The sequence below is a fragment of the Sphingobacterium alimentarium genome (assembly GCF_004342685.1).
Taxonomy (GTDB): domain Bacteria; phylum Bacteroidota; class Bacteroidia; order Sphingobacteriales; family Sphingobacteriaceae; genus Sphingobacterium; species Sphingobacterium alimentarium.
The window spans coordinates 86076-98095 of sequence record NZ_SMBZ01000006.1 but is presented as its reverse complement, the minus strand read 5'-3'; the positions used below and the strand labels follow the sequence as shown (position 1 = coordinate 98095).

Genomic DNA, 12020 nt, shown 5'->3' with positions numbered 1-12020 from the left:
TGTGGGTGTTGGTGTTTCCCATCTTTGCTAAAACCTCTTTTACGCAAGTCATCTTCATCACTGGCCTCGAAATACAAGGTTGTTACATCGTAGAATACGATTGATAGTTTTCCTCCAAGAATACCTAGAGTATGTGCAAAACTTATTTCTTTGACCAGGTCTATTTGCTCTTGATGAAGTTTATCCAAATATCTATAAATCGAATAGACGCTCACGTCTATACCTTTATACTTCATCAGGTAATCAGTCGTTTTCAGCTTACTGACAGGATAGACTATACGCGTGATAACTAAATGTTTAAATAGTTCTTCATCAATAGCATTGAAGCCAATATCATTAAAAATATGTCCTAACAACAACTCTGGACCAACGAGATTCATTGCATCTAAGCTATTCAGAAAGGTATCTATGAAGTCTAGTTCTTGGGAACGCTGGAATGGAATACTGGTTTGCCCACCATTACTTTCAATAATCCTTTTACCTTTTTTTATAAGACGATCGATCTCTTGCTGATCTGAAGAACTACCGACAGTTTGATGAACAATATACCGACCAGAAGATTTATCAATAATCTGAACACTAGTGGAACCGCTTTTATTACGTTTGCATCGAACGAACATATTGTCTCAAATGTATGAAATAGATGACAATATAACCGCGGGACACCCAAAACACATCAAAAACTGGCCTTTACAACCGCTTTAAGCTACTTTTGGAAATTAACCGCACAAAACAGGAAGAGGACTGAATCATAAATACAAAAAGGGATGCACGAATCGTGCATCCCTTTTTTGGAAGTATAAAATTATATTTCGCTAAAAAACTTTACTATGCCAACTCGCCGAAAAAGGAACTTTCCAACTCGTAGCCAGTTCTTCAGAATTTTGTACCAAGTTGTTATATACCAGCGTATCAGCTGTGACCTGAGCTGATTTGATCTTTTCCTGAAATTCTTCACGACTGGCAATTTGTAATTGACCTTCTGCATCGATATAAGCAACGCGCATACGGTCAAAGAAATTCACATTGAATTGATTGCCCAACGCTTGGACAAAATGTACAGATTTATCAATAGAACAGCCCGTTACGCCTGCTACTTCTTCGTTAACCTCTAAAATCAAAAATAAATTATCGACGATCTGCGCCTTGCCTGCTAATGCAGAACCATGTGCAGTCCAGGAAGCGACAAATTGTTGCGCTAGGGCATTTATATCATTCACTTCTTGCGAATTCAAAAAGCGATCCGCTTGATATATCCAAACTCTACTCATTGTATTTAATGATTATAATAAGGTGAAATCATAAGGTACACAATTACTCCGGTCACGGCTACATATAGCCACATCGGGTATGTAATGCGTGCGAGTTTTTTATGTCTCTCATAAGCTCCTGCTATGCCGCGTACAAATGTAAACAAGACAAAAGGAATAATGATAACCGATAGTATGATATGCGAGATCAATATAAAGAAATAAACATAGCGTATCACACCCTCACCACCATACGGCGTTGAATCGGACGTCATGTGGTAGGCTACATACATCAAGAGAAACAAACTCGAACAAGCCATACAAAGTTTGATTAAGTTCTCGTGCAACTTGGCATTACCTCGCTTTATGAAATATACTGCCGCAACCAAAAATACCGCAGTCAGTCCATTAATAGTCGCATATATCGGGGGTAAAAATGATAAAGGCTCTACGTCATAGCCCAACTTACGGAGATTGACACCAAACAATGCAGCTACCGCTAAAGGAATAACAATGGATAAAACCCATATAATTCCCTTGTACTTCTTTTCTTCTTCAGTCATTGCCATATTATTTCTGCTCTACTTTTAAAGGGTTATTACGTATTTCTTCCACTACTTGAACTTTGATTTCGTCTTCCAAGCGTTCCATCTCCTTATTTTGATTAATATCATAAAAACCTCGGATGCGTCTTTGGGTGTCAATCAGCAAATAGTTGTTGCTGAATGAATAAGTCGAATCGGCATTCCTATGTGCATCAATCAAGAGATTCTTATGAACGAAGTCAAATATAGCCGTGTCTGTTCGCGTAATAAACCAAGTGTTTGGAAAATCCTTTGCATACAGATTCTCTATATTAACGAGATTCTCAGTCGTCTCCTTTTCGTTGATGGAAATGGAATAAAATTTTATTTTCTTACTATTTTTAAATCTTTCTACTACAGGCTTCAGACTTGACAATAAAGTCTTAGAGAGTCCTTCATCTTGCGCATCAAATAAATGTACAATAGAGATAACCGAGTCCTCCTTCAGAAAATTCACCTGCTCCCCTGCCGCATTCCACAATACAATGGTATCCACTTGATGAAATACCGTGTCAGGAATTTCGCGCCCCATCTTGCGATTGATCTTGCCAGAAAGAGTTTTCTCCCCATACACAGGCAGTTTCAAATATTGATTGGAACCGATTTTATTAAGTGCTATATACAAAAATCCTGGCACTAGTAAAACTATAGCCAGGATTATGATTGTCGATATATTTCTCTTTTTAGAGCTATTATTCATTATTAATTGTTAGGGTAAAGAGCATGCTCTTGCAAGTGAGTAAGCAAGTAATTTCCTTCTATCAGCATTAATACAATGAAGTATATAATGAAAAGAAATACGATGCTACATGTCACTATAAAGCTTGATTTCTCAAATTTCAAGTGCATGAAGAATGCAACAATATAATACGCTTTTACTAATGTCAATGCAATATAAATTGTATTAACTAAAGTTCCTTTTTGTAGGATACCCCAGTGGTGAACGAAACCTAGAGCGATTAAGAATTCCAATGCTGTTAAGGCTAACAATACAAAGAATACACTCCAAATTTGTTTTTTGCCCATGCCCTCACCATGCTCGTGAGCGTCATGTGTAGCTATATGATCGTGATGTGCCATCTGTCTTTTTATAAATTATTAGTCAACAATTAGATTAAGTAGAAGAATGTAAATACGAATACCCACACCAAATCCACAAAGTGCCAGTAAAGACCTACTTTTTCAACCATTAAATAAGTACCTCTATTCTCAAAAGTGTTGTTCAAGGTCATGAACAATATAATAATATTCAACAAAATACCAATAGATACGTGAAAACCGTGAAAACCAGTGATTGTGAAGAATAAATTAGAGAATTGCAATGCAGCTGTATACGAAATTTCTTTCGTGAAATAAGGTTGCAATGCAGCAGCAATAGCGTCTGGGTCAGTTAATCCTGTAGCAGGATTTCTTCCGAACCAGAATCCTTGGTGATGTAAATGATTCCACTCAATAGCCTGACATCCCACGAATGCCAAACCACCTAAGATCGTCCACAACATCCATTTAACGACTTCTTGCTTTGAATTTCGATGTCCCGCTTCCACAGCCAATACCATAGTCACCGAAGACATAATTAAGATAAAGGTCATGATACCTACGAAAACCAAAGGTTGACCTGACTCTGCAATACCTGGTACAGATTGGAAAATTTTGTCCGCATCTATCCATGTAGGTTGCGCAAATTTTTGAGCACCGTAATAAATTAAGAATGCTGAAAAAGTAAATGCATCTGATACTAAGAAAAACCACATCATGATTTTTCCATACTCTAAATTCCAAGGTGACTTACCACCAGACCATGGTCCGTCTTTAACCTTATCCAATTGCGATACAGTTGTTGTACTCATTGTTTACTATTATTGATTCAAAAGTAAGAAAACATATATATAAATCCATAAAAGATCTAGAAAATGCCAAAAAATAGCGGCTAGATCCATTCTAAACACATTCAAATCCGAAGCGATTGGTTTAGCAGCGCCAATATAGGCTCTTATTAAAACAAACAATCCAGCGATGATGTGTGCCAAGTGCAATCCTGTAAAGATGTAAATAAATGACTGCGAAGCATTGTTGTTAATGAAATAAACGCCTTGCTCGGTCAATACACCCCATGATTTCACTTGTAATATAAAAAATACTATACCCAATACGATGGTAATAAGTAATAGCATCTTCTGTTTAGCAAGTTGATTCAATTTAGCTGCTTTAAAAGCTAAATGCAATGTCACACTGCTCAATATAATAACGATCGTACTATATAAAAATGCCTGTGGCAATATGGTTTTAATCCCTTTGTCTACACCGCTTGCTGTATATACGATAAAACCACTGGAAAGAGCAGCAAACATCATAAACATACCAATCATACCCAACCAAAGGTTGAATTTTTGTGCTTTACGGTGTCTTAATATCTCTTCCAATTTTGTTTCGTTAGCTCCCATTTTATTATTTAAAAGGAATAAAATCAAATAGTAATACTAATTGTGTCAATGGCAAATACAAAAACGAAATGTACATTACCTTTTTAGCTGATTCGTCCTTACGCTCTACTAAGTGCTTGTATCCATACCAAGTAAATCCAAGTCCACCCAAAAGCGATACTATTGTAAATACCCAGCCGCCAAAGCCAAAATACATAGGAAGAAATCCTACAGGTATCATTAACAAAGCAGATACGAAGATAAATACCGCAGAGATCTTATCTTTCTCCATCGTAGGCAATAATCGGATACCCGCTCTTTTATAATCCTCATCCGCTACCCAAGCAATCGCCCAATAATGCGGATATTGCCAGAAAAACTGAATTAAGAACAATACAAAAGGAGTAATGACAATAGCCGATTCATTTTGTGCAGCATAAGCTAAACCAAATCCCAAAGATTCGAAAGCTGCAAAATAACCTATTAGCGGTGGCAATGCACCAGGTATAGCACCTACAAATACGGCGATTCGAGATTTAGGCTTTAACGGAGTATATAGAAAAGCATACAAGAAAATTGAAAAAACGGATAGTAAGCCGGCTACGAAATTGAGCTTGACTAATACCATCGTACCCAATATGCCCATAAACACACTCAATACCAAAGCCTGACCTGTAGTCATTCTTTCGGCAGGAAGTGGACGGTCCATCGTACGCTTCATCAATTTATCGATGTCCTTTTCAATGATCTCATTAAAACCATTAGCTGCTCCTGTCACCAAAAATCCGCCAATCGTCAATAATAACCAATTGAACCACATGATATCACCCTGTTGCTTGGCGCCTATCAAAAATGCAATAGATGCTGAAAATACAACAGTTAACGTCAGTCGTAATTTGACAAGTTTGTTAAAATCTGAAATAAAAGTTTTCATTTGACTACTCTTCTCCTTTTTCCTTCTCAATAATAAGCTCTTGCGCTTACCTTTTCAGCTTCGTCATCAAAAGCATCAAATAATATTGAGCTCCGAAAAACAAACTTGCAATTACTAAGTGTGTTGTCTGCGCAAAAGCTGGAACTGCAAATCTAGCTAATATAATTCCAGACAACATTTGTATCAGTACTAATATTAAGATAATCCATGCATATTGACTCTGTATTGACGATTTGCTAAATCTGCTCTTCACCAAGAAGAATAACAAACCTGTAAGTAACAATGTCACATAAGCCAATATCCGGTGGATATTATAATTTACACCTATTGAATCTATCCATCTAGTGCGTGGAATCCCATCACTATTAAGATGATCTATTATCTCCCGTACCTCTGTACCATATACAACTTGTATCAAGGTAATGATTAAGGATACTATCGCTAAGGCTTTGAGACCTGGGAATGAATAGTTAATTAGTATCTGTTTGTTTCTTAATGTCGTCGCCACATAGAATGTATAAATGCTTACAGCAACTATTATTAATGCCAGCAACATATGCACCGTAATAATCCAAGGCATCAGATTGGTCGATACTACGATAGATCCTAACCATGCCTGAATAATGACAAGAAATACATTAAGAACGCTCCAAACGACTATGCTTGGCTTTGACTTGATATAAATGAACGAAAAAACAGCTGTAAACAATAAAGCAAAACCAGCTAAAACACCTACCAGACGATTGATATATTCTGTCCAGGTCTTAGCGGCATTAAATTCTTCATGTTGTAATATAGATTCGTCGTGGCGGATTTTGTCAGCCATCTCAGCGTATCCGAAAAAATCAATCATCTTTGCAAAACGCTGATTTTTCTTTACTCTGCCCTCTATATAGTGTTCTTCATATCCCTCTGGCAGCTGACTTACATCTGTCGGAGGAACTATTTGGTTGAAGCATTTAGGCCAGTCTGGACAACCCATACCCGAACCTGTGCTTCGGACCACACCTCCAGCGAGAATAACAAGAAACAAAGTGATAATAGTAATTCTATTAACATTTATAAATCTCTTCTCACCAGCTGGATACATTACGCCCTAATTTATATTTGTCTATTATAATTTTTAAGGAATAGAAGGTAGGAATAACCTAACCTTCTACAACTCTATTATTTTCTTTATTCCATTGCTCCTGAATACGGATAGCTTCTTCATTTCCTTCGAAATCGTGAGGCATATTCGAGCTCATAGTTTGAGAGAAAGGAATATGTTGAGGGATGAAATCCTCGTTGTGACCTGGTTTACTGTAATCATATGGCCAACGGTGTACTGTAGGGATTTCTCCTGGCCAGTTACCGTGGATATGCTCTACAGGTGTAGTCCACTCTAATGTATTCGAGTTCCAAGGGTTTTGTGGAGCTACTTTACCTTTAAAGATAGAACCAAAGAAGTTAATCAAGAATGCCAATTGACCTACACCAGCGATGATAGCAGCCCATGTAACTAAAACATTCACTGAAACCCATTTCTCCATGAAAGCAAATTCAGTAAATGAATAGTAACGACGAGGTACACCATCTACACCCATAAAGTGCATTGGGAAGAATACAAGATAAGCACCGATAAATGTCAACCAGAAGTGGAAATAACCCAACTTCTCATTCATCATTCTACCAAACATCTTAGGGAACCAGTGATATACACCACACAACATACCGAAGATTGATGCAGAACCCATTACCAAGTGGAAGTGAGCTACTACGAAGTATGTATCGTGTAAGTTGATATCCAAAGCAGCATTACCTAAGAATAAACCTGTCAAACCACCAGAGATAAAGAATGATACCATACCAATAGCAAACATCATCGCTGGAGTGAAACGGATGTTACCTCTCCATAAAGTAGCCATGTAGTTGAACGATTTTACTGCTGAAGGTACGGCGATAATCAATGTCGTGATCATAAATACACCTCCTAAGAAAGGATTCATACCTGTCACGAACATGTGGTGACCCCATACAATAAATGATAATACGGTAATACCTACTAAAGAGTAAACCATCGCGTGATAACCGAAGATTGGTTTACGAGAATTTGTAGAGATTACTTCTGAAGTCAAACCTAATGCAGGCATTACAACAATGTATACCTCAGGGTGACCTAAGAACCAGAATAAGTGTTGGAATAATATAGGAGAACCACCTTCATTAGGTAAGATCTGACCTTGTACTACTAAGTCTGACAAATAGAATGAAGTACCAGCCGAACGGTCAAAAATTAATAATACAACCGCCGAAACTAATACTGGGAATGATAATAAACCTACGATAGCTGTCAAGAAGAATGCCCAAATAGTCAATGGCATTTTCCAAAGGTCCATACCTTTAGTACGCATATTCAAGACTGTAGAGATGTAGTTAACACCACCTAATACCTGAGATACGATAAATAAAGTCATAGAAGCTAACCACATGGTCATACCTAATCCAGATCCCGCTATCGCCGTAGGAACAGCAGATAATGGAGGGTAGATAGTCCATCCTGGTGATGCAGGTCCACTTTCAATAAAGAATGAAGCTATCATGATGACACACGCAGTAAAGAAGAACCAGTATGATAACATGTTCATCAATGGTGATGCCATATCGCGCGCTCCAATTTGATATGGAATTAATAAGTTACTGAATGTACCTGATAGACCCGCCGTCAATACGAAGAATACCATCATTGTACCGTGTATAGTAACTAGGGATAGAAAGAATTCAGGTTTAATACGACCACCTTCAGCCCATTTTCCCAAAAATACTTCTAAGATCGGAAACTCTTTGTCCGGCCAAGCTAATTGGATACGGAATAAAAGAGACAATAACATGGCAAAAACTGCCATAATGATACCAGTGATCAAGAATTGCTTCGCAATCATCTTGTGATCCTGACTAAATACATATTTAGTTAGGAACGTCTCATGGTGATGACCATGTGCATCATGATGAGCTGCGTCGTGTGATAAAACTGTACTTGACATATTATTTTATAAAAATATTCTATAATTAATTGATTGAAGCTGTTTGAACACCTTCTACTGTATTGTTACTAGCGAATTCTTTTTGCAAATCTTCTGTGAAATACTTGTTTTGAGTAGCCAACCACTCTTTGTATTCAGCTTCAGTAACAACGATGACTTTTTTACCCATATTATAGTGACCTTGACCACAGATTTTATTACATAACATAATAAAGTCGTAATTAGGATCATTCATTTTATCACGCATTTCTTCAGTTGTCACAGTAGGTGTAAACTGAAAATAGTTTGTCATACCTGGTACAGCATTGATTTGAACACGGAAGTCAGGAATATAAAATGAGTGAATAATGTCTTTTGAAATAATATGGAAACGCACTGACTTATTAACAGGGATAACAATATCTTGTGTTTGTAAATCATCCCAAGAAGCTTGGTCATTGAAATCGATACCATAAGGGTTCGTTGGCGTAGTCATTTTATAATTACGCTTACCGATTTTACCATCCAATCCTGGATATCTTACATGCCACGCAAACTGCTCACCCAATACTTCAACTTGAATAGCTGATTTTTGTAATTCTTCAGGCACATTCGTAATTGATCTCCATGTGAAGAAACCAAATAACACCAATACTGTCAATACGATAGCTGGAACGATAGTCCACAATCTCTCGATAGCATCATTGTGAGGATAGTAATAAGCTTTGCTCTTTGCTTTTGCTCTATAGATGTATGTGAATACAAAAAGAACAATGTGTGTCAAAATTAAAACTACAGTAGTAATTACTAATGTAATGATAAACATGCGGTCAATGTCTTTACCGTGTTCTGTCACTGCATCTCTCCATGACCAACTACCCCATACATCATACGAGTAATACACAAAAGCTAAGAAAGCTATTAAGAAAACAAGTAATAATGTAGCCTGTAAGTTGTTATTGCCATATTCATTGTATTTACCATTCATTTTTCTAGTCAATACATAGACAGAATGGATCTTACCAATGACAGCAATGATCGTACAGATTACCAAGAATAGTAAAAAGTAGTAGAAAAAGTTTTTATAGACTTGAGGATCTATACTTTTCACTTCCTCTACGCTTGCTGTTGCCGCTGTAGTTGTGGTAGCATTTGCATTATCTGCAGATACAGCAGCGGCTGCTGTTGTATCTGTAGGTGCTGCTGAGGCACTATCAACCGTACTTGCCTCGGTAGTAGCTTGCGCTACCGCCGTAGTGTCAACTACCGTCGAATCATCCTGCACTGCAAGCACGGGTGCTGCAAAAAATAAGCTGATTAAAAGTAGTAAACCCGCTATGGATTTAAACCTGTTATTAATTTTTAAATTCATTTCTTATATAAACGTTTGAACGTAACTTCTTTCAATTCAATATTAAATCTGGTGGTTTAAACTTTCATCAAGGAATGGATGATGTTTAGGTGCCAACGCATGCTTGCTGATCTTATTCATTACTAAGAATGTAAATAAACCTGCAAATCCTATAGCTGTACCTATTTCTAAAAGTCCAAATCCTCTATCTGTTTCTACTGTACCAGGCATAATCATAATATAGTAGTCTAACCAGTGACCACACAATAATAATATTGCAACGAACAACATCATATTTTGCTTACGTTTAGCATCTCTATCAACCAATAGCAATAAAGGCGCTAAGAAATTAATTACGATACTTAACCAGAACCATGGTTTGTACTCAGGTTCCCAACGTTTGTAGAAGTATACTGTTTCTTCAGGAATATTTGAGTACCAAATTAACATGAACTGTGCAAACCATACATAAGTCCAGAATATAGAGAAACCGAACATTAACTTACCTAAGTCGTGCAAGTGATTCTCGTTTACCCACGCCATGTAACCACCTTTTTTCAAAAGAATTAAGATTACAGTGATCACTGAAATTCCACTTACCCACATCGCTGCGAAGTTGTACCAACCAAACATGGTAGAGAACCAGTGCGCTTCTAAGGACATGATAGTATCAAAAGACCAGATAGGTGTAGTAAATCCGAAGATTACTAAGAAAATAGCAGATAGTTTGAAACCTTGTTTGTACGTATTCAATCCGCCTTCTAAATCCTCTTTGTAAGATAATTTCGCTAAGATGAAAGCAAAGATACTGTAACATCCCATAAACAAAATTTGACGGATAAAGAATCCAGGAATGTTTAAGAATGCCGCTTTACCTGCTACCAACGCGTCATATTTAGGGCTGTTTGGATCGAATAGATCCGGATCAGTCCAGTGGTGGTATAATGTGTGTGTGTAGATACCTCCTGCTGCGATAATTAATAAGATAATCGATGCAATAGGCAATACAGAAGCCATAGCCTGAGGTATACGTAGTAGACCTGCCGACCATCCGGATTGCGTTACTAACTGCAGCGCTACAAAGAATGCTCCAGCAGCACATACACAAGCAAAATAATATCCCATCAATAGTAGATTGGCGAAAGTTCGCATTGTATCACCTGTATACAAACCATAAGCAATGGCAGCAACACCTAATACAATAGCAACCAAGCTAACAATCTTCGCTGTACCAGCAAATGTATATTGCTCGCTGAAATTATAATCGTGATGATGATTGTGAGTTCCCATTTATTTAATTGATGTTAGATTATTTCTTTTGTAATTCTTGAACATACATAACTACTTTCCAACGTTCTTCTGGATTCAATTGAGATGCATGTGATCCCATTGTATTCAAACCGTAGTAAATAGTATGATAAATTTTACCAGCAGTCAAATCTGCCATTAATCCACCTCTTGAAGAGTTTGCCGCAGCTGATCTATTATAAGCTGGAGGATTAGGGAAGTTCTCTAACTGACGAGTACCTCTTGAGTCCGAAACCGAACGGTCTTTAGTAATGGCTCCATCACCTTTACCTTCAGCACCGTGACATACCGCACAGTTTACCAAATATAAGTGTTGACCTTGTGCAAGATTTTCCTCATTTACTTCAAGTGGGTTAGATAATTCTACTCCCGCTCTTGCGTAATCTTCTGGTGTATTTGAATATTCAGCAGCAAATCTTTCAAATCCTTGAGGTAAAGTACCTGCTGGAGGAGTTTGTGCTGTTTGTTTATTACTAAAATTATTATTTGGCTGATCTGGATTGTAAGCTATCGGATCGTACATATTACGCGAAAATTCCCAACCAGTGTTACGCGTAGTACCATCTCCACATGCAGTAGTTACTGCTGCGAAAGCTACAGCCATACATACAGCGCCAAGAAAATTCTTCTTATTCATAACTAACATATTTTCTTTCATTGTATTTAACCTCTACTGCTCCAGCTTCTCTCAATAAACTGTCAACTAAAGCATGATCTGTATTTTCACGAGCATCAACTGCTAAGATAAAACGATCGTCTGTCGCTCTCAAGTCCATCACACGTGGTGCACGTCCTGGGAATAAATGATTGCGGTAGAAAAACGTCGCCACCATACCTAATGCACATAATAAAATCGTCACCTCAAATGTAACCGGTACAAAGTTAGGTAATGGTAAGGTAGGCTTACCACCGATATTCATTGGCCAATCATGAGCCATTGTGTAGTATAATAAGCTAAATCCTAATACGAATCCTAAAGTACCAAAGCAAAATGCTGCAATAGGTAATCTAGATGGTTTCACTCCCAACTTAGCCTCTATACCGTGAATTGGCATAGGGGTATAACAGTCATATATACTGATATTGTTCGCTTGCAATTTCTCAATCCCATGCATCATTTCATCGGGATCCGCAAAACTTCCTACTATATATTTTGTATTGCTCATTG

Annotated in this window: 13 protein-coding genes and 1 pseudogene; all 14 read right to left on the bottom strand. The window is 37.4% G+C overall.

The features are described 5' to 3' along the window. Nucleotides 1-620 (bottom strand): annotated as a pseudogene (locus tag EDC17_RS04040) (IS1634 family transposase); the annotation flags it as partial. A 195-nt stretch (nt 621-815) separates the two neighbouring features. Further along, nucleotides 816-1271, bottom strand: coding sequence for an ABC transporter ATPase (locus tag EDC17_RS04035; RefSeq protein WP_132776865.1), 456 nt, complete (start codon nt 1269-1271; stop codon nt 816-818). 5 nt (nt 1272-1276) lie between these two features. Continuing rightward, nucleotides 1277-1819 (bottom strand): DUF420 domain-containing protein, encoded by a 543-nt coding sequence (locus EDC17_RS04030; protein ID WP_132776864.1) that lies wholly within the window; start codon nt 1817-1819, stop codon nt 1277-1279. A 1-nt stretch (nt 1820) separates the two neighbouring features. Continuing rightward, on the bottom strand, nt 1821-2534 hold the full coding sequence (locus EDC17_RS04025; RefSeq protein WP_132776863.1) for an SCO family protein: 714 nt from the start codon (nt 2532-2534) through the stop codon (nt 1821-1823). Between the two features lie 2 nt (nt 2535-2536). After that, nucleotides 2537-2914, bottom strand: coding sequence for a cytochrome C oxidase subunit IV family protein (locus tag EDC17_RS04020; RefSeq protein ID WP_132776862.1), 378 nt, complete (start codon nt 2912-2914; stop codon nt 2537-2539). A gap of 29 nt (nt 2915-2943) precedes the next feature. Next, a complete protein-coding gene (locus EDC17_RS04015; RefSeq protein WP_132776861.1) occupies nt 2944-3684 on the bottom strand; it encodes a cytochrome c oxidase subunit 3 in 741 nt (246 codons plus the stop codon). A 9-nt stretch (nt 3685-3693) separates the two neighbouring features. Beyond that, entirely contained in the window at nt 3694-4278 is a 585-nt protein-coding gene (locus tag EDC17_RS04010; protein WP_132776860.1) for a cytochrome c oxidase subunit 3, read from the bottom strand. A gap of 4 nt (nt 4279-4282) precedes the next feature. After that, on the bottom strand, nt 4283-5191 hold the full coding sequence (cyoE, locus tag EDC17_RS04005; RefSeq protein ID WP_132776859.1) for a heme o synthase: 909 nt from the start codon (nt 5189-5191) through the stop codon (nt 4283-4285). A 46-nt stretch (nt 5192-5237) separates the two neighbouring features. Then, nucleotides 5238-6281: a COX15/CtaA family protein gene (locus EDC17_RS04000; protein ID WP_132776858.1), complete on the bottom strand. Its 1044-nt coding sequence runs from the start codon at nt 6279-6281 to the stop codon at nt 5238-5240. Nucleotides 6282-6339: 58 nt separating this feature from the next. Then, nucleotides 6340-8214, bottom strand: a complete 1875-nt coding sequence (locus EDC17_RS03995; RefSeq protein ID WP_207895670.1) for a cytochrome c oxidase subunit I — start codon at nt 8212-8214, stop codon at nt 6340-6342. A gap of 25 nt (nt 8215-8239) precedes the next feature. Next, nucleotides 8240-9565, bottom strand: a complete 1326-nt coding sequence (locus EDC17_RS03990; RefSeq protein WP_132776857.1) for a cytochrome c oxidase subunit II — start codon at nt 9563-9565, stop codon at nt 8240-8242. 42 nt (nt 9566-9607) lie between these two features. Then, nucleotides 9608-10834: a quinol:cytochrome C oxidoreductase gene (locus EDC17_RS03985; RefSeq protein WP_132776856.1), complete on the bottom strand. Its 1227-nt coding sequence runs from the start codon at nt 10832-10834 to the stop codon at nt 9608-9610. Between the two features lie 19 nt (nt 10835-10853). Continuing rightward, nucleotides 10854-11498, bottom strand: a complete 645-nt coding sequence (locus EDC17_RS03980) for a c-type cytochrome (protein ID WP_449441393.1) — start codon at nt 11496-11498, stop codon at nt 10854-10856. Further along, nucleotides 11482-12018 (bottom strand): DUF3341 domain-containing protein, encoded by a 537-nt coding sequence (locus EDC17_RS03975; RefSeq protein ID WP_132776854.1) that lies wholly within the window; start codon nt 12016-12018, stop codon nt 11482-11484. Before EDC17_RS03975 ends, EDC17_RS03980 begins: the two co-directional genes overlap by 17 nt. Between the last annotated feature and the right edge of the window lie 2 nt (nt 12019-12020).